At 41.6% G+C, this 23,957-nt stretch carries 18 protein-coding genes; 11 read left to right on the top strand and 7 right to left on the bottom strand.

Translation table 11 applies throughout. The annotated features are described in order from the left end of the window. Window positions 1-323 precede the first annotated feature (323 nt). The 5 genes from K5J94_RS08345 to nrdH all read right to left on the bottom strand — a co-directional run bounded on the left by K5J94_RS08345 (window position 324) and on the right by nrdH (window position 7,483). Window positions 324-1,979, bottom strand: coding sequence for an LPXTG cell wall anchor domain-containing protein (locus K5J94_RS08345; protein WP_221912907.1), 1,656 nt, complete (start codon window positions 1,977-1,979; stop codon window positions 324-326). Between the two features lie 319 nt (window positions 1,980-2,298). Further along, on the bottom strand, window positions 2,299-3,552 hold the full coding sequence (locus K5J94_RS08340) for a chloride channel protein (RefSeq protein ID WP_221912905.1): 1,254 nt from the start codon (window positions 3,550-3,552) through the stop codon (window positions 2,299-2,301). A gap of 506 nt (window positions 3,553-4,058) precedes the next feature. Continuing rightward, window positions 4,059-5,018 carry a class 1b ribonucleoside-diphosphate reductase subunit beta gene (gene nrdF / locus K5J94_RS08335; RefSeq protein ID WP_159543729.1) on the bottom strand — a complete coding sequence of 320 codons (960 nt, stop codon included), beginning with the start codon at window positions 5,016-5,018 and terminating at the stop codon, window positions 4,059-4,061. A gap of 60 nt (window positions 5,019-5,078) precedes the next feature. After that, window positions 5,079-7,238, bottom strand: a complete 2,160-nt coding sequence (nrdE, locus tag K5J94_RS08330) for a class 1b ribonucleoside-diphosphate reductase subunit alpha (protein ID WP_221912903.1) — start codon at window positions 7,236-7,238, stop codon at window positions 5,079-5,081. Between the two features lie 26 nt (window positions 7,239-7,264). Then, window positions 7,265-7,483 (bottom strand): glutaredoxin-like protein NrdH, encoded by a 219-nt coding sequence (nrdH, locus tag K5J94_RS08325; RefSeq protein ID WP_159549789.1) that lies wholly within the window; start codon window positions 7,481-7,483, stop codon window positions 7,265-7,267. A 555-nt stretch (window positions 7,484-8,038) separates the two neighbouring features. Between nrdH and K5J94_RS08320 the strand changes: the two genes are divergently transcribed. The 4 genes from K5J94_RS08320 to K5J94_RS08305 all read left to right on the top strand — a co-directional run bounded on the left by K5J94_RS08320 (window position 8,039) and on the right by K5J94_RS08305 (window position 13,220). Beyond that, window positions 8,039-8,302, top strand: coding sequence for a phosphocarrier protein HPr (locus K5J94_RS08320; protein WP_012515399.1), 264 nt, complete (start codon window positions 8,039-8,041; stop codon window positions 8,300-8,302). A 2-nt stretch (window positions 8,303-8,304) separates the two neighbouring features. Continuing rightward, the gene (gene ptsP / locus K5J94_RS08315) at window positions 8,305-10,035 is read left to right on the top strand and encodes a phosphoenolpyruvate--protein phosphotransferase (RefSeq protein ID WP_221912901.1); all 1,731 of its coding nucleotides are present in this window, start codon (window positions 8,305-8,307) and stop codon (window positions 10,033-10,035) included. 349 nt (window positions 10,036-10,384) lie between these two features. Then, on the top strand, window positions 10,385-11,812 hold the full coding sequence (locus tag K5J94_RS08310) for an NADP-dependent glyceraldehyde-3-phosphate dehydrogenase (protein ID WP_221912899.1): 1,428 nt from the start codon (window positions 10,385-10,387) through the stop codon (window positions 11,810-11,812). Between the two features lie 124 nt (window positions 11,813-11,936). Beyond that, window positions 11,937-13,220: a polysaccharide deacetylase family protein gene (locus K5J94_RS08305; RefSeq protein WP_159796622.1), complete on the top strand. Its 1,284-nt coding sequence runs from the start codon at window positions 11,937-11,939 to the stop codon at window positions 13,218-13,220. Between the two features lie 714 nt (window positions 13,221-13,934). Here K5J94_RS08305 and K5J94_RS08300 read toward each other — a convergent pair. Continuing rightward, complete coding sequence (locus K5J94_RS08300; protein ID WP_221912898.1) at window positions 13,935-15,023, bottom strand: DEAD/DEAH box helicase; 1,089 nt, start codon at window positions 15,021-15,023, stop codon at window positions 13,935-13,937. A 172-nt stretch (window positions 15,024-15,195) separates the two neighbouring features. Between K5J94_RS08300 and udk the strand changes: the two genes are divergently transcribed. The 5 genes from udk to K5J94_RS08275 all read left to right on the top strand — a co-directional run bounded on the left by udk (window position 15,196) and on the right by K5J94_RS08275 (window position 18,819). After that, window positions 15,196-15,822 (top strand): uridine kinase, encoded by a 627-nt coding sequence (gene udk, locus K5J94_RS08295; protein WP_159543743.1) that lies wholly within the window; start codon window positions 15,196-15,198, stop codon window positions 15,820-15,822. A gap of 9 nt (window positions 15,823-15,831) precedes the next feature. Next, a complete protein-coding gene (locus K5J94_RS08290; protein ID WP_221912896.1) occupies window positions 15,832-16,131 on the top strand; it encodes a DUF1294 domain-containing protein in 300 nt (99 codons plus the stop codon). Window positions 16,132-16,244: 113 nt separating this feature from the next. Next, window positions 16,245-16,742, top strand: a complete 498-nt coding sequence (locus tag K5J94_RS08285) for a GAF domain-containing protein (RefSeq protein WP_159546210.1) — start codon at window positions 16,245-16,247, stop codon at window positions 16,740-16,742. Then, window positions 16,742-18,421 carry a DNA polymerase III subunit gamma/tau gene (gene dnaX, locus K5J94_RS08280; RefSeq protein ID WP_221912891.1) on the top strand — a complete coding sequence of 560 codons (1,680 nt, stop codon included), beginning with the start codon at window positions 16,742-16,744 and terminating at the stop codon, window positions 18,419-18,421. Before K5J94_RS08285 ends, dnaX begins: the two co-directional genes overlap by 1 nt. Before the next feature lie 194 nt (window positions 18,422-18,615). After that, window positions 18,616-18,819: a DUF3272 family protein gene (locus tag K5J94_RS08275; protein ID WP_159546206.1), complete on the top strand. Its 204-nt coding sequence runs from the start codon at window positions 18,616-18,618 to the stop codon at window positions 18,817-18,819. Here K5J94_RS08275 and birA read toward each other — a convergent pair. Next, a complete protein-coding gene (gene birA / locus K5J94_RS08270; RefSeq protein WP_221912888.1) occupies window positions 18,794-19,735 on the bottom strand; it encodes a bifunctional biotin--[acetyl-CoA-carboxylase] ligase/biotin operon repressor BirA in 942 nt (313 codons plus the stop codon). The genes K5J94_RS08275 and birA overlap by 26 nt on opposite strands. Before the next feature lie 705 nt (window positions 19,736-20,440). Between birA and metK the strand changes: the two genes are divergently transcribed. Beyond that, on the top strand, window positions 20,441-21,634 hold the full coding sequence (gene metK / locus K5J94_RS08265) for a methionine adenosyltransferase (protein WP_159546202.1): 1,194 nt from the start codon (window positions 20,441-20,443) through the stop codon (window positions 21,632-21,634). Between the two features lie 596 nt (window positions 21,635-22,230). Beyond that, window positions 22,231-23,493: a UDP-N-acetylglucosamine 1-carboxyvinyltransferase gene (locus K5J94_RS08260; protein WP_221912885.1), complete on the top strand. Its 1,263-nt coding sequence runs from the start codon at window positions 22,231-22,233 to the stop codon at window positions 23,491-23,493. The last annotated feature ends 464 nt before the right edge of the window (window positions 23,494-23,957 follow it).

Below are 23,957 nucleotides of genomic sequence, written 5' to 3'. Positions count from 1 at the left end.
TCAAAATAAAAAACGAGTTGCTACTTTACAATTCGTTTTTTAATGTGCTGAAAGCAAGAAAACTCACATCATTCTAAGGTCAGTAATTTTATTTTTTCTAAAATGATGAAAACAAAGAGAGGCTGACTTTTTCCTTGTGGGTGTTTGTCGCCCTGCTGGCTATCACATGAGCTTTGTGTTGTGTAAAGATGAGCAAAACCCTTCCTGCTGGTAGCAAGAAGGGTTTTGATGTGGATTGAGTCTTAGCTAGCGCCCAAGGAGCGTGGTCCCTAGCTTACTTATAGGAAGAGGAGTTGAAATCGGCTTGCCGATGACAGCGGTGCTTAGTCTTTCTTGCGCTTGAGGCTAAGGACACCAGCAGAGGCCATAACAGACAGAGCAGCTGCCGTGAAGAAGCTAGTAGCCGCCTCACCAGTGGCAGGTAGTTGGTTGGCGCTGTGCTTGCCACCTGGTACTGACTGAGCAGCAGGTGCTGCTTGGCTTGCTGTGTTAGCAGCAGCTTTGCCTTTGTTTTGCTTGTCAGCTGGTGTTTGTGTGGTTTTGCCATCTTTGGCATTCTTAGCGTTGGCATCCTTGCTTGGAGCAGCCGGTGTTAGCGCCGTCCATGGGATACTGTGTTTTTCAGGCTTAGCCTGTGGAGTTTGGGCACTTGGCGTGTCTGTGCCTGCTTCTGGCTTAGCTTGCGGTGTTTCTGGAGCTTTTGGCTCAGCTGGTTTTTCCTCAGGAACTTTAGGTTCTGGTGCAGGCTTAGGTTGCGGTGTAACCTCTGGTTTTTGAGGAGTCTCTGGCGTGCTTGGAGCTTTTGGCTGATCCTCAGGCTTCGTCTCAGGAGTCTGAGGTGTGTCCGGCGTTTTCTCATGCTCTTTTTTAAGCATGTCAAGCTTAGCCATCAAGTCTTGCAGTTCTTTTTCAAGCTTAGCCTTGTCCTCAGCGCTGAGCTTACTTTGGTTTTCAAGCTTAGCAGTCGTTTCAGTTAGCTTACTTTCAAGACCCTTGATAGCGTTTTCCTTTTCAGTGATTTTTGCTTGCACATCAGCTAATTGAGCTTGAAGTTTAGCTTTATCGGCTTCACTGAGCTTGCTTTGGTCTTGCAGCTTAGCCTCAACTTCTGCTTTGTCCTTGCTGAGCTGCTCTTTTTCAGCCGTTAGTGCAGCGACCTGAGTCTCAGCAGCCTGCTTTTCAGAAGTTAGCTTGTTAACAGCAGCTTGACCTTTTTCTACCTCAGCTTGCAGATTAGAAACTTGCGTCTTTTTAGCATCCAGTTCAGCTTGCAGCTTTGCTTTTTCAGCGTTATTTTTAGAGTTAGTAGCATTGAATTTTTCTTGAAGACCAGCTAAGTCTTTTTCTTCTTTTTCCAGTTTAGATTTTAAGTCTTGATTTTGTTTAGTTGATTCGGTAATTTTTTCACCGAGTTCTTTAACTTTCTCTTCGCTAACTTTTAAAGATTGAGAGGTAGCATCGGCTTGTTTTTGGAGCGTTTCCATGTTAGTCTCTAATCTAGTGTTTTCTTTTTGAGCATTTTCTAAATTATCTTGAAGCTTTTGCCGCTCGCTTTTTAATCCCTCTGAAATAGTCTTTTCTTGCTTGACCTGTTTGGTTAATTTTTCTTTTTCAGAAGTTAATTCAGTAACTTTCGCTTGCTCTTTTTTTATTTCCTTTAAGGCAAAGTCAAAAGCGTCATCAAAATTGGCAATTCTTTGTTCATGGGTTATTTTTTCCAGCTGCTCTGATAGTGCTTTGGTTTTGTCAACTAAATCATGTGAAGTTAAAGAGTTTTGCTGCCCTCTTAATCTGTTTGTAGCATTTACCAGATTCTGTATTTCAATTCTTAAATCGCTTCCTCTTTTAAGCAGTCTGTTAATCTCAGTTATAGCTTTTTGTTTTTCATCCGCTCGTACACTCCCCTGCCCATTCAACAATCCCGCGCTGATGACTAGGCTGGCTAGTACTGCTTTTTTCCCCCAATGACCTTTTGCCATGTTCCTCTTATCTCCTTAGTTCGTTCATTTATCTGCTATTTTGCAGCAAAGAACAGTATATATATATATATATATACTCAAGGTCAGAAATTGCTGTGTTAGAAAACTTGAGATTAAGTGCTTAGAAAGCGTTTTAAAGGCTGTTTTAATAGGATTTTAGAATGGTAGTGGCTAAAGGAAATAGAATTATGAAATCAATTAGGTAAAAGAAAAATTTTGCCAGGACTGTCATTGTTAATCGCGTCATTACTGCATCTGGCAGTATAAAAAATAGGAAGATCGCGTGGTTCAAAGCATGAAGGCACGGTCTTCCTATTTTTTATTGCTTTTTTAATGAATGAATGATTGGCTGGAAACGACGCCATAGCTTAGGACTGTAAGCTATCAGCATAGCTAGTGCTAGGGGAATGGATTGGGACCAGGCTTGGCCTGATATTTCAGTGAGAAAGACAATGGCCGCCAAAGGAATGTCATTGATGATAGCTAGAAAGAGGGCAGCGCCAATAATCAAGGCCAATTGAGGATCAACGTTGGTTTGTAGTAGCTGATTACTGTAGTGAGCTAGGAGGTAGGCCAGACCCCCGCCTATCATCATTGCGGGAGCAATTTTCCCGCCATAGGTGCCAACAGCTAGCGTCAAGAGCACAGCAACGACTTTAGTCAGGACTAAGCTTAGGGCGTAGTGGGCATTATAAGGCTGGTGCTGTAGATAGAGTAGGCCCGCCTTGCCATTGCCGAGTATTTGCGGGGTGACATAACTAAGACAAGCAACGACAAAAAAGGCTGCCAGGACGTGCCAAATATAGCTGGTTTTTGTGCGATCGACCTGAGGCAGGCGAGCGATCAGTCTTTGCAAACCAAAGCCTAGTACGCCAAGCAAGGGCGTGGCAAGTAGAATCCACAGCCACAAGGAGGTGGTCCAAGGCGAGAGCGTGATCTGGTATTGGACATCTGCTCCGATGAGGAGACGAACGGTTCCAACGGCGACGAAGGCTGTCACGATAGCAGAATAGACCGTTTTTCCTGAGCGCTTTAAAAAAATGCTTTCAAGGATGAAGATACTCGTAGCCCAGGGGGCATTGTAAACAGCTCCTAGGGCAGCACCAGAGGCGCAGCCAAGTAAGAGGCTGCGCTCATGTGCGCTTAAAGGCAGCTGTTTTGTCCAGCCTTGGGTCAAAGCAACTGCAACTTCACGAGAAGCCCCTTCGCGACCAAGGGGTGAGCCCATGGAGACAGTGGTCATCTGTAGAAGTCCGTGGCAGAGATGCGTGAGCGGATTAGGCTGCTTATTGTTTTGCACAGTTGTTTTGATAGATTGCAAGGGAACAAGGAAGCGACTCATGCTATACCAACCACTACCTGCTACCAGACCGGCTGCCATGACCGAGCCAAAGCGGCGCCAAGGGTGCACTTGGGCAATCTTTTGGCTAAAAGAGCCATGGCTATAACCAAAGGACAGTGCTTGAATGAAGTGAATCAGTTCGATTAAAACGACCGCAACAAGTCCTGCGGTTATACCAGTCATAAGCAGCAGACAGGTCCATTTCAGCCAGGATACTAGTAATTTTTTCATATGTTCTATTATAGCAAACTTGACCAGAAGATGCTTTTCAAATGGTGAGTTTCCATCAGCTCTGGTAAGTCAGGTAGGGACATGTTATTGTATTGCTGTAGCTAAAAAGACCCCGGAGGGTCTTGTTGTTGCCATGTCATCAAGGGTAGTGGCTAAAGCCACAGACAAGGCACAATTGCCAGTGGGCCCCTTTTTCACTAACTCGTCAAGGCTAGGGGATGGCTACTGGATGTTCTCAACAAGATCAGCTGAGTTGGATTCTACGCTTATAGCCCGTAGTTGTAGTCTTCATCAGCCATAGCTTCCACGGATCCGAGTAGGTACCCATTTCCTACCTGTGAGAGTCAAAAGGTCCAGTGGAGCTTTTGAGTTTTTTCTCACCCGGCTTATAGCCCGTAGTTGTAGTCTTCATCAGCCATAGCTTCCACAGACCCGAGTAGGTACCCATTCCCCACTTGTGAGAGTCAAAAGGTCCAGTGGAGCTTTTGAGGTTTTTCTCACCCGGCTTATAGCCCGTAGTTGTAGTCTTCATCAGCCATAGCTTCCACAGACCCGAGTAGGTACCCATTCCCCACTTGTGAGAAAAAGTCATGGTTGGAGGTTCCGGTTGAAATACCATTCATGACAATAGGATTGACATCATTAGCGGTGTCTGGGAAAAGGGGGTCCTGTCCAAGGTTCATGAGGGCTTTATTAGCATTGTAACGCAGGAAGGTCATGACTTCATCAGTCCAACCAACGCCGTCATAAAGCGTCTTGGTATAGAGTTCTTCATTTTCATAGAGTTGGAATAATAAGTCATACATCCATTCTTTGAAGCTTTCTTGTTCGCCTTTTGATAATTCATTAAAGCCGAGCTGAAACTTGTAGCCAATATAGGTACCATGAACGGATTCATCACGAATAATTAATTTAATGATTTCAGCAACGTTGGCAAGCTTATTATTTCCTAAATAATAGAGTGGGGTAAAAAAACCTGAGTAGAACAAGAAGGTCTCAAGATAAGTAGAGGCCACTTTCTTTTGAAGCGCATCGCCATTTTCATAAATGTCGTTAATGATCTTTGCTTTTTTTTGCAAGTATTCATTGTTATTAGTCCACTCAAAAATCTCTTCGATTTCTTTTTTAGTATTTAAGGTTGAAAAGATAGACGAATAGGATTTGGCATGGACAGATTCCATAAATTGGATATTATTAAGCACAGCTTCTTCATGCGGTGTCCGAACATCGGCGCGAATCGCTTCTACTCCGGATTCGGATTGCATAGTATCCAGCAGGGTCAAGCCGCCAAAAACCTTGCCTACTAAATCCTTTTCCTGGGCGGGCAATTTGCGCCAATCATCCAGGTCATTGGATAGAGGAATGCGTGTATCTAACCAGAATTGTTCGGTTAATTTCTCCCAGGTTGACTTATCAATCACATCTTCGATTTCATTCCAGTTAATAGCTTCATAATAGGTAGTCATAGGTAATATCTCCTAAAGAGTACGAGCTGCTCTAAGAGCAGCAGTCAAGTCGGTGCCAGATTAGATGACACAGGATTCACATTGATTAGAACCGACCTCATCACCATTATCAGTAAAGGTCCGAATATAATAGATGGACTTGATCCCTTTATTAAAAGCGTAGTTACGAAGGATAGAGAGGTCACGTGTTGTTTGCTTACTCTTTGTTTTCCATTCATAGAGTCCTTGTGGTAACTCGCTTCGTAGAAAGAGCGTCAATGACAAGCCTTGGTCCACGTGCTGTGTCGCAGCGGCATAAACATCAATGACTTTTCGCATATCCATGTCATAAGCAGAAGTATAGTATGGAATCGTGTCTGTAGCTAAGCCGTTTGCTGGGTAGTAAATTTTCCCAATTTTCTTTTCTTGCCGCTCTTCAATCCTTTGGGTAATAGGATGAATAGAAGCAGAGCAGTCATTGATATATGAGATCGAACCATTTGGAGCTACCGCCAGGCGGTTTTGATGATAGAGTCCCTCTTTCATAACAGCCTCACGTAGCTCTTGCCAGTCTTTCGCCTGAGGAATAAAGTGGTCGGCAAACAGCTCCTTGACTTTGTCGGATTTTGGGACAAATTGCCCGGTCACATACTTATCAAAGTAGCTACCATCAGCGTATTTGGAATTTTCAAAGCCAACAAAGCTGGTCTTGCGTTCCCGAGCAATCTGGTTAGATTCAACCAAAGTCCAGTAATTCATCAGCATAAAATAAATATCAGTGAATTCAATAGACTCTGGGCTACCATATTCCATATGATGTTGGGCCAGATAAGAATGAAGACCCATCGCGCCTAAGCCGATAGTATGGGCTTGCTGATTTCCATTTTTGATGGTTGGTACAGCGTCAATTGCTGAAGAATCAGTCACATAGGTCAGTGCTCTGGTCATGGCTTTAATAGAATGGCCAAAATCAGGCGAAGTCATCATGTTTAAAATGTTGGTTGAACCAAGGTTACATGAAATATCCGTTCCCATTTCCAGGTATTCCTGGGCATCATTGATGAAACTTGGTTTTTGCACCTGTAAAATCTCTGAACATAAATTGCTCATGATAATTTTACCATCAATTGGATTAGCTTTATTGGCTGTGTCAATATTGATGATGTAAGGGTAACCGGATTCTTGTTGGAGTTTAGAGATTTCTGTTTCTAAATCGCGAGCCTTGATCTTCGTTTTAGTAATGTTGGGATTGGCGACTAATTCATCATACTTTGCCGTAATATCAATATAGTTAAAAGGGATGCCGTACTCACGCTCAACGCTGTAAGGACTAAACAGATACATGTCCTCGTTCTTTCGAGCCAATTCATAGAATTTATCAGGAACAGTTAAACCAAGTGAGAGGGTTTTGACCCGAACTTTTTCATCAGCGTTTTCTTTTTTTGTGGATAAAAAGGCGATGATGTCTGGGTGAAAGACATTTAAGTAAACGACTCCCGCACCTTGGCGTTGCCCTAATTGATTAGAGTAGGAAAAACTATCTTCGAATAGTTTCATGACAGGAACAACACCAGAGGCTGCTCCGGCATAGCCTTTAATGGGAGCTCCAGCCTCACGCAAGTTAGACAAGGTAATACCAACACCACCACCAATGCGAGAAAGTTGGAGGGCTGAATTGATCGAGCGACCAATAGCGTTCATATCATCGGTAACTTGGATAAGAAAACAAGACACCAATTCCCCGCGCCGGCTGCGACCAGCATTCAAAAAAGAAGGGGTTGCAGGTTGGTAGCGCTGATTAATCATTTCAATGGCTAAGTCTTTGGCTAACGTTTCATTACCATCAGCAAAATACAAGGCATTGAACATGACCCGATCTTCAAGACTCTCTAAATAGTAGTTCCCATCATTGGTTTTTAAAGCATACTGTTGATAAAACTTATAAGCTGCCATAAAAGATTTAAAGCTAAAGTGCTCTTTTTGAATCTTGGCAGCTAATTGTTCGATAAATTGCGGTGAATATTTTTCAATAAAAGCCCGCTCAATGTAGTCATTATCAAGTAAGAAAGTAATTTTTTCTGTGATTGATGAGAACTGCTTGGTATTAGGGATGACATTTTCCTTAAAGAAGGCTTGTAGCGCTTCTTTGTCCTTGTGTAGGGGAATTTGTCCATTAACAGGACGATTGATTTCGTTATTGAGGCGAAAGTATGAAATGTCGCCGAGATTTTTTAAGCTCATAGCCTTATCCTTATCTAGTGGAGATGCTAAATAATTTCTTTTAATTTAGCTGGTTGGAAACCGGAAAAAACATGCTCAGCTGTTTCGATAACTGGAACAGAAGTAAATCCTAAACGTTTAACATAATCAATTTTTTCAGGCATTTCATCAATATTAATTTCCTGATAGGCAGCTCCATTTTGCTCGAGGAATTTCTTGGTCATCTTGCACTGCATACAATTGTTTTTGGAATAAACCGTAATCATTATGTATCTCCTTTTCTGTGATCATCTGACTATACTAGGATATAAAATTTAAGGTCAAAATGCAAGCTATAGAATCGAAAAGAACACAATATTTGGGGGCATATTTTTTTAATTAATACTACATGTTGTGTGAATGTTCTTAAGAAGCGCAGCTATTATTATCACCAAAAAATGTCTGTGGGCTTGTTTGTGCACCCCTGATAGGAACAGTTAAACAATGCAAAAGTAGCCAAAGCCATCAAAAAGACTAGTTTATTGAGCCATGAGTGCCTGTAGTGCATGAAAGTGAGATTAAAAGGTTGAAAATAAGTAATCTAATAGAAAAAGAGAAGTTTTTGCCTTACGAACTGTAAGGAAAATCGCTATTATTTAAGGAAGAAAGTTTCTAAATAGCCCCAGTGAGATGCTATGAAAAAAGTTAGAAAAAATTTCAAGTCATTTTTCACATAAGGACATTTAATCTTGAAAATAAAATAGCAATATGCTATAATCTGATGTTGTAAGGGTTATCATTGGATAGCTCAAACTACACAACTATTAAAAGGAGAACCATCTATGGCTTCAAAAGATTTTCATATTGTTGCAGAAACAGGAATTCATGCTCGTCCAGCTACTTTATTAGTACAAACAGCTAGTAAATTCGCTTCAGACATTACGCTTGATTACAAAGGTAAAGCGGTAAACCTTAAATCAATCATGGGTGTTATGAGCCTAGGTGTAGGACAAGGCGCTGATGTAACCATCACTGCTGAAGGCGCTGATGCTGACGATGCAATTGCAGCAATTGAAGAAACAATGACTAAAGAAGGATTGGCTTAAAAATGACAGAAATGCTTAAAGGAATTGCTGCCTCTGATGGTGTTGCTGTTGCTAAAGCATATCTACTGGTTCAACCGGATTTGTCATTTGAGACTGTAACAGTCGAAGATACAAGTGCAGAAGAAGCTCGCCTTGATGTTGCATTACAAGCTTCACAAGACGAGCTTTCTGTTATTCGTGCCAAAGCAGTAGAGAGCCTTGGAGAAGAGGCAGCAGCAGTATTTGACGCTCATTTAATGGTTCTTTCTGATCCAGAGATGATCAGCCAAATTAAAGAAACCATTCGCGCTAAACAAGTTAATGCAGAAACTGGACTTAAAGAAGTGACTGACATGTTCATCACTATCTTTGAGGGTATGGAAGATAACCCTTATATGCAAGAAAGAGCAGCGGATATTCGAGACGTTGCCAAACGTGTATTAGCGCATCTTTTGGGTGTTAAGATGCCAAATCCAGCTACTATTGATGAAGAATCAATCGTAATCGCTCATGATTTGACACCTTCAGATACAGCACAATTAAACAAGCAATTCGTTAAAGCCTTTGTAACCAACATTGGTGGGCGGACTAGTCACTCAGCAATCATGGCTCGGACTCTGGAAATTGCTGCTGTGTTAGGTACTAACGATATTACTAGCCGTGTTAAAGATGGTGATATTCTTGCTGTTAACGGTATCACCGGAGAAGTCATTATCAATCCAAATGAAGACCAAATTCTTGCTTTTAAAGCAGCTGGTGAAGCCTATGCTAAACAAAAAGCAGAATGGGCACTCCTAAAAAATGCACATACTGAAACAGCTGATGGTAAACATTTTGAATTGGCAGCAAACATCGGAACGCCAAAAGACGTTACTGGTGTTAATGATAATGGTGCCGAAGCTGTTGGCCTTTATCGGACGGAATTCCTCTACATGGATTCCCAAGATTTCCCAACAGAAGATGAACAATATCAAGCCTACAAAGCTGTGCTTGAAGGGATGAATGGCAAGCCAGTTGTTGTTCGGACCATGGACATTGGTGGAGACAAAGAATTACCTTATTTTGACCTACCAAAAGAAATGAATCCTTTCCTTGGTTTCCGAGCACTTCGGATTTCAATCTCTGAAACAGGCGATGCCATGTTCCGTACACAAATTCGTGCCTTGTTACGCGCTTCTGTGCATGGACAATTACGCATCATGTTCCCAATGGTAGCTCTTCTTAAAGAATTCCGCGCTGCTAAGGCTGTATTCGAAGAAGAAAAGGCAAACTTGTTAGCTGAAGGCGTAGCAGTTGCTGAGGATATTCAAATTGGGATTATGATTGAAATTCCAGCAGCGGCTATGCTAGCCGACCAATTTGCTAAGGAAGTTGATTTCTTCTCAATTGGAACCAACGACCTTATCCAGTACACAATGGCTGCTGACCGTATGAATGAACAAGTATCCTACCTTTACCAACCATACAACCCATCTATCTTGCGTTTGATTAACAATGTCATCAAAGCAGCTCACGCAGAAGGCAAATGGGCTGGTATGTGTGGTGAAATGGCAGGTGATCAACTAGCAGTACCATTACTTGTTGGAATGGGCTTAGATGAATTCTCCATGTCAGCTACCTCAGTTCTTCGGACACGTAGCTTGATGAAGACGTTGGATTCAGCAAAAATGGAAGAATACGCTCAACGTGCTTTAACAGAATGCTCAACTGCTGAAGAAGTGCTTGAACTCCAAAAGGAATACCTTCCACAATAAGAAACCCAACAGGTTAAGGAATCACTAAGTGGTTCCTTTTTTGCGCGTTGCTAGCTGACTTAGGGAAGCGGTATGAAGACAGGTTCGTTTTTAAAAATAGCCGTTTTTCATAATCGGTAGTATCCTTATAGGAAATCTTTATAGATGGCCCAACTGAATTTGCAAGATTGGCTAGGTCAGGCTGTCATGCTGTGCAAATAGATTGAACACAGGCCACAGGCAGATGAGTAGAAAATGATTGCAGGCCATTTCTTTAAGTGTACCTTATACTAGCAGCATGCTAAGGACTTGGAGGGAACCGTTGAATGTGATAAAATAGAATTACTATTGTAAAAAGGAGATCATATTTGTGACTAAACAATATAAAAACCTTGTGAATGGAGAATGGAAGACTTCGCAAACGGAGATGACCATCTATGCTCCAGCAACAGGTGAGGCCTTAGGGACCGTTCCTGCTATGTCACAGCAAGAGGTGGATGCTGTTTATGAAGCAGCACATCAAGCAGCTCCTGCCTGGCGAGCACTTTCATATGTTGAACGTGCGGCTTATCTGCACAAAGCTGCAGATATTCTAGTCCGTGATGCGGCTAAGATTGGTGCAGTCCTTTCAAAAGAAGTGGCCAAAGGGCATAAAGCAGCTATCAGCGAGGTGATCCGAACTGCAGAAATTATTAATTATGCAGCAGAAGAAGGCCTCCGCATGGAAGGAGAAGTCCTTGAAGGCGGTAGCTTTGAAGCAGCAAGTAAGAAAAAAATTGCTATTGTTCGTCATGAACCAGTAGGTTTGGTCTTAGCCATCTCACCGTTTAACTATCCGGTTAATTTAGCTGGCTCTAAAATTGCTCCTGCCCTTATTGCCGGCAATGTTGTAGCCTTTAAACCACCAACACAGGGCTCCCTTTCTGGTTTATTATTAGCACAAGCCTTTGCAGAAGCTGGTCTACCTGCTGGTGTTTTCAATACAATTACGGGTCGCGGGGCTGTGATTGGGGATTACATTGTTGAGCATGAGGCTGTTAATTTCATTAATTTTACCGGTTCTACACCAGTAGGCGAGCGGATTGGTCAGTTGGCTGGTATGCGTCCGATTATGCTAGAACTGGGTGGTAAGGACTCAGCCATTGTCCTTGAGGATGCTGATTTGGATTTGGCGGCTAAAAATATTGTAGCGGGTGCCTTTGGCTATTCTGGCCAACGTTGTACCGCTGTTAAACGTGTCCTTGTCATGGATCAAATCGCTGATGAGTTGATTGCTAAAGTCAAGAATCGTGTGGATCAGTTGACAGTTGGTATGCCAGAAGACGATGCTGATATAACACCATTGATTGATACCAAGGCAGCAGATTTTGTCGAAGGTCTTGTTCATGATGCCAATGAGAAAGGCGCTAAAGCTCTAGCGCAATATCAACGCCAAGGAAACCTCATTAGCCCACTGATCTTTGATCATGTGACCACAGACATGCGCCTAGCCTGGGAGGAACCTTTTGGACCGGTGCTTCCATTTATCCGTGTGCATTCCGTAGAAGAAGCGATTGCTATTTCGAATGACTCAGAATATGGTTTACAGGCTTCTGTTTTCACCAATAACTTTCCCCAAGCCTTTGCTATTGCAGAGCAGCTAGAAGTGGGTACGGTTCATATTAATAACAAAACCCAACGTGGTACAGATAATTTCCCATTCTTAGGTGCTAAGAAATCCGGTGCTGGGGTCCAAGGAGTCAAGTATTCGATTGATGCCATGACCAACTTGAAATCAATTGTATTTGACATTCAATAACGATTTTTAATTGACAGAAAGATTAGGTTCCTTAAATGAAACTTAATCTTTTCTTTTGGTCTTAAATTTGTCTTGTTTTCTCAATCTTTCTTGTGTTACAATATCATACATGAAAGGCTAAAAAATGAAGAAAAAATTAATAATTACTATAATTGTCTTAATAGCTTTGTTAGGTGGCCTCTTTGTTGCACATAAAGTGATGATGCATCAATCACAAGAAAAATTGATTCAAGCGCACAAAGAAGCTTTAATCCAACAATTTTCTGAACAGGATCGCTTAACGATTAAGCGACCGAGAAAAAGGCAATTCCATTTTACCTTAGCGGATAAAAATAATCTTATTGCTCGGGAAATCGCTAAAGGAGATGGCAGTAAAGAGACCATACAGCCAATGCAGCTTGTTTTTATTGAACCTAAGATCATTGAAACACCAATCAAAGGTATCCGTCGCGTCAAGGTGCAAAGAGTTCAGTATGATTATCAGTGGACAGCTTATCAAAAAACATCTGAAAAAGACTTGCGTGATTTTTATATTGATAGCAAAAATACACTTTTTGGTTTAGATCAGCTGTTAGGTGGTAAGGTAGATTTCTTAAGTCAATTAATAAAAAAACAAGATCCGTCCTTGCAGACGTCAGAACAGCAGCTAGAAGAGATGTTTAAGCACCCTTCAACAAAAAAGCTTCCGTTTAAAATAGACCAGCACCAACTGGTTATTGACTCGCAGATAGCTTTACCCATTTCAGATCTTTTTGAAGTTATCAATCCCGCTTACTTACCAAAGGATGAGCAAGCAAATTATGCGGACTATCAAAAGAAAAAGGAAGAGGCTTTAAAAAAAGCGCGTGAAAATCGTAAAGTTATTGCCTTGACCTTTGATGATGGCCCAGATGCTGAGACTACGCCTCAGGTGCTTAATATTCTAGCAAAATATCATGCGGTCGGAACCTTTTTCATGATTGGTTCAAAAGTAGCTGGTCATGAAGCCCTAGTTAAAAAGGTTTATGATCAAGGAAATGAAATTGGGAACCATACCTGGACACATCCTAATCTAACCCTGCTATCGCCTGACCAGGTAAAAGCAGAAATTAATCAAACCAATCAGGTGCTCGAGAAAATTACCGGTAAAAAACCAGTCTTTTTAAGACCGCCGTATGGTGCAACCAATGAGCGCGTGAAGGAAATAACTGGTATGGAACAAGCGATGTGGACAGTAGACACTAGGGATTGGGAAAATCATAGCACTCAAGGAATTATGACGAATCTTAAAAATCAAGCTGGACCAAATGGTGTCGTTTTAATGCATGACATTCATCAAACCAGTGTCAATGCCTTACCTTCAGTTATTGAATATTTGCAAAGCCAAGGCTACTCTTTTGTAACCCTTAGCCAGCTTTACGCATCTTAGTGTTATTGACGCTTTTAGTGTTATTGACACTTAATGATAGCTATTCAAGCTCAAACAAGGCTTGTCCGCTTAGCAGATCAACTCTAACCCTGCAAGCTTGGCCGCTTCTTAAGGCCAAAAAGCAAAATAGTGACTACGGTTTGACTAATAACTGATAGATGAAAATATCATTTGTTCTAGCAAAGAAATGAAGCCATCTCATCACTGTATGTTCAGCTAGTCATTGTAAGGCAACATCAAACTCAGCAAAGCTTAATAGTAAAAAGTGCGCCCCTAGGATAAGGAAGCGCACTTTTTGACTCACTATGTGGCTTTTTAGTTCCTTTTGCTGCGAATGAGGCATCACCAATGCCCAAAATACGAGGGGCTTTCTTCCAAAGCTTTTTTATCACCATCCCTTTAGGCTAAGTAAAGGAGTTGCTTACTTGCCTAGCTGTTCCAAAGCCGAGGTGCTGACAGCAGCGGGTAAGACCTGCCTTGGTCTTACTGAAAAAGTAGCGCTCAAAAAAATTAACAACTCATCAAAAGCGAATGGCACACTGAAAATAATTTGCCACTTACTTTTAAAATATTGCCAACAAAGCTCGGGTGTAACTTGCTAGGGTGTAACTTGCTAGGGTGGTCAAGTTCAGTAAGAATCCTTGATGATAAGAGCTTTTCCCTAAGCCTGCTTAATAATCAGGACAAATGAGATTCTAAGTTAGTTGACCAAGTTTAGTTTTTCCTAAAACTTAGTAGCTGGTTTTTGAGGGTTACTTGTTTTACTGGTGCAAACTTCTTTAGCTTTTTGAGGTCTTCAGGATGGGTAATAAATGTGATGACAGCTCCTTGTTGCCCCATTCGACCAGTTCGCCCTGCACGGTGGGTATAGGATTCTTTATCTCTTGGCACATCAAAGTTTATGACGTATTCTAATTGTTCAATGTCAATGCCGCGAGCAACTAAGTCAGTTGCTAGAAGTAAGGGCAGTTGATGCTGCTTAAAATGTTCTAAAATGGTTTTTCGCAATTTTACATTCACATCACTAGCTAGGGAGACCGCATTGATACGGTTAAACTGTAGTTTTTCTTCACTAGCTCCTAAGTCTGAGAGGTTGTTGAAAAACACCAGCCCACGAAAGTTAGGCAGATTAGCCAGTTTACGTAGGGTTTCCAGCCGCTGACGTTTGTCAACCTGCATATAGAAATGTTCAATTTCTGGCTGTGCTTGATCTGAGAGATCAAGCATTGTAGTAGCATCAGCCAAAGAGGCGGTGGCGACCTTACTTGTTGCTGAAATATAAATCATTTGGTGTTGACGTGGCACGTGATGGGTCACCTTATGGACAAAATCAATTTGTGAATCTCCTAGTAATTCATCGTATTCATCTAAGATAATGGTATCAACCGCCATCATTTTGATTTTCTTTAGTTTGACAAGCTCATAAATCCGCCCTGGTGTACCGATGAGAATTTCCGGCCCCTTTTTTAACCGCTCTATTTGCCGTTTTTGACTGGAGCCAGATAGAAATAGCTGAGCGCTTAAGCCGATTGGACTGGCCCACTCTTTGGTTACTTCAAAGATTTGGCCAGCCAATTCGGAGTTAGGGGCAAGGATTAGGAGTTGCTGTGCCTTACCTTTTTTAACCTTTAGCAGAGCAGGAAATAAATAGGCCAAGGTTTTGCCGCTTCCTGTTGGACTGACACCTAATACATTTTGATTGCTAGAAATAACATCAAACAGTTTCTCTTGAATGGGGGTTAATTGTGCATACTGCAGTTGGGCTAACTTATCTTGCCAGGGTGTGGGGAATTTACTAAACATAACAGGTCCTTTTTTATTTAATTGTTACCATTATATCATGAAATGCTGCTAGCTATCCAGCTGGCAACTTGTCTATAAGCGTTATTGTGGGACAAATGTGTGGTAGGACAAGTAGAAAAAAGCACTGAAATTTGGTAAAATAAATAGCAGAACTTAGAATTTGGAGTTAGAAATGCCTAAAAAACCCATTATCATTGGTGTGACTGGAGGATCTGGTGGCGGAAAAACCAGTGTCTCTAGAGCCATTCTAGATAGTTTCCCCAATGCTCGAATCGCAATGATCCAACACGATTCTTACTATAAAGATCAGTCTCACCTTAGCTTTGAAGAGCGCATTAAAACCAACTATGACCATCCCTTAGCTTTTGATACTGATTTTATGATTGAACAGCTTAAGGAATTGCTCGAAGGACGTCCGGTTGACATCCCTATTTATGATTACAAGCAACATACCAGAAGCAATAAAACCTTTCGCCAAGAGCCTCAAGATGTCATTATCTTAGAGGGCATTTTAGTGCTTGAAGATGAACGTTTACGTGATCTCATGGACATCAAACTTTTTGTGGATACTGATGATGATATTCGCATTATTCGACGAATCAAACGTGACATGGTTGAGCGCGGTCGAAGTCTAGATAGTATTATTGAGCAGTACACCACTGTTGTGAAGCCCATGTATCATCAATTTATTGAGCCAAGCAAGCGCTATGCTGATATTATAGTCCCAGAAGGGGTTAGCAATGTGGTAGCGATTGACTTAATCAACACTAAAATTGCTAGCATTTTAGCAACCGTCTAAAGGTACTCTATGCTATTACTAGTCAAGAGTGACTTTCAAATAGTGGTATGCTTGACCTTGTTGATGTGGAATGTAATGGTGTTTGGCCTGTATGGGTACGATAAGAGACAGGCCCTTTACCATAGGTGGCGTGTCTCTGAACGAACACTCTTGTTTAGCAGCCTTTTATTTGGTGGCTTAGGAGCTGCATTTGGGGGTTATTGCTTTCATCACAAGACACGTAAATGGTATTTTAAAGCCTGCTGGTTGCTTGGTTTGCTTGTTTTGGGACTAGGAGTTTATACCATCTGTGCTTTGCCCGCTTTATAAAAGAATAAGAAGGTGTCAAAACGCGTCAGCTATGGCGGGCTGTGGCACCTTTTTTGTAGGAAAATGCTGCCGCAGACCTGTGCCTCAGATTATTTTGTGATATAATAAAACACATGAACATTACAGAAAAAGAAAATAATTATGCCATCTTTCTTGCGCAAGCAGAAGCTCTTTTTGCAACTGAGCATAATGCTCTTGCTAATTTAGCGAATGCCAGTGCGTTGTTAGCGATGACTTTGCCCAATACTGTTTTTGCTGGTTTTTACTTATATGATGGGACAGAATTAATTTTAGGTCCCTTTCAAGGTAAGGTTTCTTGTGTGCACATTGGCCTTGGCAAAGGTGTTTGCGGTGAGGCTGCGGCGACTAAGCAAACCATGATTGTCCAGGATGTTAAGCAGCATGCCAATTATATTTCTTGTGACTCCGCTGCGCGCAGCGAGATTGTCCTGCCCATGTTTAAGAATGGCCAGCTCCTTGGTGTTTTGGATTTAGACTCTGCAGTTGTCGGGGATTATGATCAGGTTGATCAAAAAAATCTGGAAGCTTTTGTGGAGATTTTGTTGGCTAATACGGATTTTAACTTTGACATGTTTGGAGCTAAAAAATAATGTATCAAGCACTCTATCGCAAATACCGCAGTCAGACTTTTGAGGAGATGGTCGGTCAAAGTCTCATCTCCCAAACGCTTAGACAGACTGTTGAGTCAGGTAAGATTAGCCATGCCTATCTTTTTTCGGGGCCTCGGGGCACGGGAAAAACCAGCGCTGCAAAAATCTTTGCAAAGGCGATGAATTGTCCCAATCAAGTAAATGGGGAGCCTTGTAATCGCTGTGCCATTTGCAAAGAAATCACTAATGGCAGCCTAGAAGATGTCATCGAAATTGATGCGGCTTCTAATAATGGTGTGGATGAAATTCGAGAGATTCGTGACAAATCGACCTATGCTCCCAGTCAGGCAGAATATAAGGTCTATATCATTGATGAGGTACACATGTTATCAACAGGTGCCTTTAATGCTTTATTAAAAACGCTAGAAGAACCAACTGCTCATGTGGTTTTTATTTTAGCAACAACGGAATTACATAAAATTCCTGCTACTATTTTATCTCGAGTTCAACGTTTTGAATTTAAAGCCATTAAACAAGCAGATATTGTCCATCACTTGACGCATATCCTGGATCAAGAAGGCATCAGCTATGAAAACAAAGCGCTTGAGCTTATTGCTCGTCGTGCCGAAGGCGGCATGCGTGATGCCTTATCAATTCTTGATCAGGTTCTCAGTCTTTCAAGTGACCATACCGTCACCTTGACAATCGCTGAGGAGATGACGGGGACGATTAGTCGCCAAGCTCTAGACAATTATGTCTTGCATGTGAGCCAGACAAAAACTCAGGCTGCTCTAGCGGATTTGGCCACGATTTTTGATAGTGGTAAGAGTATGTCACGCTTTGCGACTGATTTGTTGATTTATTTGCGTGATTTATTAATGGTTAAGGCTGGTGCTGAAAGTTTTCAATTTTCTTCCACTTTTGAAAGTAATCAGCAACTCACTAATGAGAGCCTTTTTCAGATGATTGATTTAGTTACTAAGCATTTGCCTGCGATTAAAAAGGGCACCCACCCACGCATCTATGCAGAGATGATGACCATTGAACTCGCACAAAGCCAAGAGAGTGTTGCGCAGCCGATTATCCCTGAAAACCTCCAAGGAGTTATTGATGATTTAAAGCATGAGGTTTCTGAATTGAAGAAACAGCTTTCCCAAAGCGCCCAGTCAGGTCGTCAAACAGCTGGGGCTGGGGTAAGTGCTTTGCAAAAACGTGGGCAACAACAGTCCTACAAGGTTGATCGTACCAAAATTTTGACCATCATGGAGGAAACGGTTCGTGATAGTGAGCAGTCACGCGGCTATCTGGAAGCCTTGAAAGAGGCTTGGAATGAAATCCTAGATAGCATTGGTCCCCAAGATCGCGCGTTATTGCTAGGCTCTGAACCAGTTTTGGCTAATAGCGAAAATGCTATTTTGGCGTTTGATGCGGCTTTTAATGCTGAACAGGCCATGCTTCGAACTGATCTTAATGACATGTTTGGTAATATTATGAGTCAAGCAGCAGGTTTTTCACCTAATATCTTAGCTGTACCTAGAGCTGATTTTAATCGCTTGCGCAGCGAGTTTGCTAATCACTTTAAGGGCAAGCAAAAACAAGCACCTGAGGTAGCACCTGCTGCTGAAATTCCTGTTGAATTTGATTTTTTGAGTGAGCGGATGACAACAATTGAGGATTAGTTATTTGAATTTGCACTGTTAGCAAAGAATGTCAGCTATACCTATGCTCAATATAGAACTTAACCTAGCGGTGTGGCTTTGGTTGGGCTAATCCCTTTTAGTCAGTTTAGAGTTAGTAGGGCGAGACGCATAAAGGCATTTTCTCTATAATCCCGATTTTTGTCCCGCCTTCTTTTTATTGTTATAATAGATATATGAGTAGAAAACAGTTTTTATTTTTCGCCTTTATTTGTGGTTTTGAAACCTATTTTTTCAACGATGCTTTTATGAATGGTGATTATTTATTTGCCGGTTTTTGGGGATTTTTGTTGCTGCGTGACCTACGTAAGGTTCGAGCAATCACTAGGTTTTCCAAGTCTCTGCTTGAAGCGGCTAAAGCGTCCAAGAAGAAAGACTAATTTCACCACTGTGTAAGGTTTCAAGAGAGCCATCCTTTTTTTGGACAATGAGGTAGCCCTGATTAGTTATGTCAATAGCTTTGGCTTGGATTTCTTGCCCCTGTTGCATATAGTTCACTTGTCTATTTAAGACAAGTGATTTTTCTTTATAAACTTTGATATGATCATCAAGGGGGATGGTGAAGAACAAATTCCAAATTTCAATGATTAATTGATTTCTTGTGATGCTTGGTGTCTCCGTAAATAAGGAGGTCGCAATAACAGATAACTCTTTTGGCATATCCGTAATATAAAAATTAAGCCCAATGCCAATAATGACATCGGTGATTAAACCGGTTTCCACAGAAGCTATAGCCTCAGTCAGGATACCAGCTACTTTTTTCCCGTTTAAATAAATATCATTAACCCATTTGATTTCGGTTTCAATCCCCGTCAAGCGAGCAATCGCTTTAACAATGCTTGAAGCCGCTATCATGGTATAGGGATCCAATTCTTGATAGCTTTGATTAGGACGAATATGCAACGACATATAGATGCCGCCCGTTTTTGAAGTATAAAAGTGCCGATCTAAACGCCCCTTTGCACTAATCTGGTGAGGTGCCAGATAAAGGCTAGGCCCGGTACTTCCTTTGGTCATTGCTGTTTTGGCATCTATCTGGGTGGAGACACTGGTGGCGTTATAGATAACAGGTATCCCTAGATGACGAGCAATCTCATCGGGGAGTAATAAGTCACCACTGATGATTTTATAGCCTTGTCGTTTGCTGGTTTGGATTTTAATTCCTTGTTGTTCCAGGGCCTTAATCCCTTTCCAAATCGCTGTGCGCGACAGATGGAGATCCTTGGCCAACCTTTCTCCACTAATATAGGTATCTGCTTGTTGCAAGCGCTGATAAATTTTTTCGGATGTTTTCATAGATACAGTATATTATATTAATCAGAGAATGCAAAGAGGTCCCAATAGATGAAAATAAACATTTTGCTCTGGTCGTTACATGCAGAAATGAGGCATAAAAACAGGATTATTTCTAACCATAAAAGCTAGTTTTTTATGCTGAGGTAAGGTGCTACTTGTTTGGTTAGCCTAGTTTTTTATCATTATAGTGACTGGATAATAAATTCTTTTCGCTATCATACTTAAAAATGATATAATAATAGGGTTAATGAGTCCCGAAAAGGCGGTTTTAGTTGTTTAAGTAAGGATTATAAGGTGAAAAGCCTTTACTTACTGTAGTCTAAGATGAGATTGCTAAAGTTTATCAAGGAGTCCTCTTTGAAGTAATGGAGTTTACCACGTGGATATGCTGGGTTTAACGATCTTTTTATAACCTCGTTTAGGCTTGCCCTATTGCGATAGCTTGCATGAGTCTTTTATCTTTTGCTATGAAGTCATGGTTAACAACTACTTTCAGTAGAAGCTACTGGGAGAGACCGGTTCTTTGTAACTCGACATCAAGGCAGGCAAATTTCCTTGCAAATCCTTGGCTGCTAAGTTCTATTGGAACTTGGTAAGAGTCATTACCAGCTTTGTTTGCTTGATTTACTGGTTTAAACAAAACAATAGAGTCAACTAAAAGCTTAGGTAAATCACTTCAATTTATATTTTAGGGGGGACATTTTTATGTCAGAACGTAAACTTTTCACGTCTGAATCAGTATCTGAGGGGCATCCAGATAAGATTGCAGACCAAATTTCGGATGCGATTTTAGATGCGATTTTAGCAAAAGATCCTGAAGCCCATGTTGCAGCTGAAACGGCTGTCTATACGGGTTCTGTTCATGTCTTTGGGGAAATATCAACCTCAGCTTATGTTGATATTAATCGTGTTGTCCGAGAGACCATTGCAGAAATTGGCTATGACAAGGCTGAGTATGGCTTTTCTGCTGATGCGGTTGGTGTCCATCCTTCCTTGGTGGAACAGTCAGCTGATATTGCCCAAGGGGTTAATGAAGCATTGGAAATCCGCCAAGGGGAACAAGATGCTCTCAATCTTATTGGTGCAGGGGATCAGGGCTTGATGTTTGGCTTTGCTATTGATGAAACGCCTGAGTTAATGCCGCTGCCGATTTCTCTTTCCCATAAGTTGGTTAAGAAGTTAGCAGACTTGCGTAAATCAGGGGAATTACCCTATTTGCGCCCAGATGCTAAGTCGCAGGTCACGGTCGAATATGATGAAAATGATAAGCCTGTGCGAGTTGATACAGTTGTGCTATCTACCCAACACGATCCCGATGTCAGCAATGAGCAAATTCGTAATGATGTGATCAAAAAGGTTATCAAAACCGTTATTCCAGCTGCTTATTTGGATGCACAAACTAAATTTTTTATCAACCCAACGGGGCGCTTTGTCATTGGTGGACCCCAGGGTGACTCTGGTTTAACAGGCCGTAAAATCATTGTAGATACTTATGGTGGTTATGCTCGCCATGGTGGTGGTGCTTTTTCTGGCAAAGATGCCACCAAGGTGGACCGCTCAGCCTCCTATGCCGCACGCTATATTGCCAAAAACATCGTTGCTGCTGAGTTAGCCAAAAAGGTAGAAGTACAATTAGCCTATGCCATCGGTGTTGCACGTCCTGTCTCTGTGCGAGTCGATACCTTTGGGACGGCTACAGTGCCAGAAGCAGCCCTAGAAGCTGCAGTACGGCAAGTTTTTGACTTAAGACCAGCAGGAATCATTAAAATGTTAGATTTAAAACGCCCCATTTATCGCCAAACGGCTGCTTATGGTCACATGGGCCGCACTGACATTGATCTACCATGGGAAAAAACAGATAAACAAGCAGATTTAAAAGCAGCACTTGCAGCCCTATAGTTTTTTTAAAAATTAGGGAAATAGGCCAATTGGTTGCTGGGAGTTGCACTAAAAACCAGGTGTCCTGAAATAAGAACAAGGAAAGACGAATGAGAGGAAGACAGTTTGTTGTCGGATAGGACTCATTCGTTTTTTTAGTTGAGTGCTTGACCGATGATGTGCTTATTGTTTATTCGTTCAATTAACTTGTCAAGCACCTGGCTGTTTCGGCAGTCTGCTCATACCTTTCTTACCATAAAAGCAAGCAAAGAATCAGGCACACGTAGCCGCAAACTCGAACCTGACCTCAACAATACAAGCTAGTGCCCTTTTTAAGTTTGTTGTTAGTAAAGAAATTTTTAGGAGGCAAGCTAAGATAGTTTATCCGGCTTGAGCTGTTTTCTCATTACTAAATTTTTAATCTAATATTTGCATCAGGGTGCTTTGGGGTTAAGTGAATTAATCTGGTCTTAAGTCAAGCCCTCTGAATATTTAAGACCAATACAGTTTATCTATTTTTTGCATTGCTGTACCAATCACCAATAGCTCTAATTGTAAAGTTTTCAGAATTATGATAAAATGAAAAGGTTGAATTCAAGTATTGGAAAGATAGACTTATGCGAAAAATTATAATTAACGGTGGGAAGCCGCTCAAAGGTGAAGTGGTGGTTTCAGGTGCAAAGAACAGTGTGGTAGCCTTGATTCCAGCAATTCTCCTCTCTGAGGAGACAGTTCGCCTGGATGGGGTTCCAGCCATTAGTGATGTTGATAGTTTGGTAGAAATCATGGAATTGATGGGCGCTAAGGTTCAGCGCACAAAGGACACGCTCCAAATTGACCCTTCCGATGTTAAAAGTATGGCCATGCCCTATGGGAAAATCAATAGCTTACGGGCGTCCTACTATTTTTATGGCAGTTTATTAGGGCGGTTTGGTCAAGCTACAGTTGGTTTACCTGGTGGTTGTGATCTAGGCCCTCGTCCAATTGATTTGCATCTTAAGGCTTTTGAAGCCATGGGTGCTAACATTTCTTATCGTGGTGAAAACATGCATCTAGAAGTGCCAAGTGGTCGCTTACATGGTGCACACATTTATATGGATACCGTGAGTGTGGGCGCCACTATTAACACCATGATTGCAGCTACTAGAGCTAAGGGCAAAACAACTATTGAAAATGCGGCGCGTGAGCCAGAGATTATTGATGTAGCAACCCTCTTAAACAACATGGGTGCACATGTCCGAGGAGCAGGAACAGATATTATTACCATCGAAGGTGTAGATGATTTGCATGGTACCAGCCACCAGGTCATTCCAGACCGGATTGAAGCCGGAACTTACATTGCCATGGCTGCAGCTATCGGAGAAGGAGTCAAAATTTCAAATGTGCTCTATGAACACTTGGAAAGCTTTATTGCTAAGCTAGAAGAGATGGGTGTTCGTATGACAGTTGAAGAGGATGCTATTTTCGTTGAAAATCAAGCCGAACTTAAAGCAGTCACCATCAAAACCTCCCCCTATCCAGGCTTTGCTACCGACCTTCAGCAGCCCTTAACGCCCTTATTACTGATGGCAAATGGCCGAGCAAGTATTTTTGATACAATCTATGAAAAGCGTATTAATCACGTACCAGAATTGGCTCGCATGGGGGCCAATATATCACTATTGGGTGGCAAAATCATTTATCAGGGGCCTAATCGGTTAATCGGAGCACCAGTAAAAGCGACTGATCTAAGAGCAGGCGCAGCTCTAGTGACAGCCGGGCTAATTGCACAAGGGCAAACGGTGATTACTAATATTGAGTTTATTCTACGTGGTTATGCTGATATTATTGAAAAATTAAGAGCTCTAGGTGCCGATATTTCCTTGGTTGAAGAAGATTAGGAAAACCTGACATTTCCTTCAGATTAAAGAAATACTCCATTTTAGGACGATTTCTTTAATCTTTTTTGTTGAACTGGCTCAGGCAAGCTACAGTTGGGTGAGACTATGAAGGCTAGCTAGATGGAAAAGCTGACATCATGTGGGCGATGCTGTTAAGTAGTCATGCATGATAGCTAAAAAGTGCAGCGGCTAATTGCTAATGCGCTAGCAGCGGTACTTGGCTACTGAAACACTGGCAAATGGGTGTTATCTCTATATTCGTAAAAAATGCTAGGATTTTGCAGATTTAAAAAATAAATCTTTTTCATCCATCGAAACTAAGAAAAGTAGGACTATAAGGCTCAGTAAATGCATCAACTATTAGTCTATTTGCTTGAGTGGGGGCATTAGCACAGATAGTTTTTCTTGTGGCAATACTAGTACAGATTTATCAAAAAAACAACTGTTATAGATAAATGCTTTGG

The organism is Streptococcus halichoeri, assembly GCF_019774635.1.
In the GTDB taxonomy this organism is placed as follows: Bacteria; Bacillota; Bacilli; order Lactobacillales; family Streptococcaceae; genus Streptococcus; species Streptococcus halichoeri.
Note: the sequence above shows the minus strand (reverse complement) of the source record. Positions and strands in the feature narration are given on the sequence as shown.

What these genes read in the sequence shown, in the direction of transcription:
- K5J94_RS08340 (WP_221912905.1), bottom strand. Translation starts at nt 3,552, where the DNA reads ATGAAAAAATTACTAGTATCCTGGCTGAAATGGACCTGTCTGCTGCTT.
- dnaX (WP_221912891.1), top strand. Translation starts at nt 16,742, where the DNA reads ATGTATCAAGCACTCTATCGCAAATACCGCAGTCAGACTTTTGAGGAG.
- K5J94_RS08290 (WP_221912896.1), top strand. Translation starts at nt 15,832, where the DNA reads ATGCTATTACTAGTCAAGAGTGACTTTCAAATAGTGGTATGCTTGACC.
- K5J94_RS08275 (WP_159546206.1), top strand. Translation starts at nt 18,616, where the DNA reads ATGAGTAGAAAACAGTTTTTATTTTTCGCCTTTATTTGTGGTTTTGAA.
- birA (WP_221912888.1), bottom strand. Translation starts at nt 19,735, where the DNA reads ATGAAAACATCCGAAAAAATTTATCAGCGCTTGCAACAAGCAGATACC.
- metK (WP_159546202.1), top strand. Translation starts at nt 20,441, where the DNA reads ATGTCAGAACGTAAACTTTTCACGTCTGAATCAGTATCTGAGGGGCAT.
- K5J94_RS08300 (WP_221912898.1), bottom strand. Translation starts at nt 15,023, where the DNA reads ATGTTTAGTAAATTCCCCACACCCTGGCAAGATAAGTTAGCCCAACTG.
- K5J94_RS08260 (WP_221912885.1), top strand. Translation starts at nt 22,231, where the DNA reads ATGCGAAAAATTATAATTAACGGTGGGAAGCCGCTCAAAGGTGAAGTG.
- K5J94_RS08305 (WP_159796622.1), top strand. Translation starts at nt 11,937, where the DNA reads ATGAAGAAAAAATTAATAATTACTATAATTGTCTTAATAGCTTTGTTA.
- nrdF (WP_159543729.1), bottom strand. Translation starts at nt 5,018, where the DNA reads ATGACTACCTATTATGAAGCTATTAACTGGAATGAAATCGAAGATGTG.
- nrdH (WP_159549789.1), bottom strand. Translation starts at nt 7,483, where the DNA reads ATGATTACGGTTTATTCCAAAAACAATTGTATGCAGTGCAAGATGACC.
- K5J94_RS08345 (WP_221912907.1), bottom strand. Translation starts at nt 1,979, where the DNA reads ATGGCAAAAGGTCATTGGGGGAAAAAAGCAGTACTAGCCAGCCTAGTC.
- ptsP (WP_221912901.1), top strand. Translation starts at nt 8,305, where the DNA reads ATGACAGAAATGCTTAAAGGAATTGCTGCCTCTGATGGTGTTGCTGTT.
- K5J94_RS08320 (WP_012515399.1), top strand. Translation starts at nt 8,039, where the DNA reads ATGGCTTCAAAAGATTTTCATATTGTTGCAGAAACAGGAATTCATGCT.
- nrdE (WP_221912903.1), bottom strand. Translation starts at nt 7,238, where the DNA reads ATGAGCTTAAAAAATCTCGGCGACATTTCATACTTTCGCCTCAATAAC.
- udk (WP_159543743.1), top strand. Translation starts at nt 15,196, where the DNA reads ATGCCTAAAAAACCCATTATCATTGGTGTGACTGGAGGATCTGGTGGC.
- K5J94_RS08285 (WP_159546210.1), top strand. Translation starts at nt 16,245, where the DNA reads ATGAACATTACAGAAAAAGAAAATAATTATGCCATCTTTCTTGCGCAA.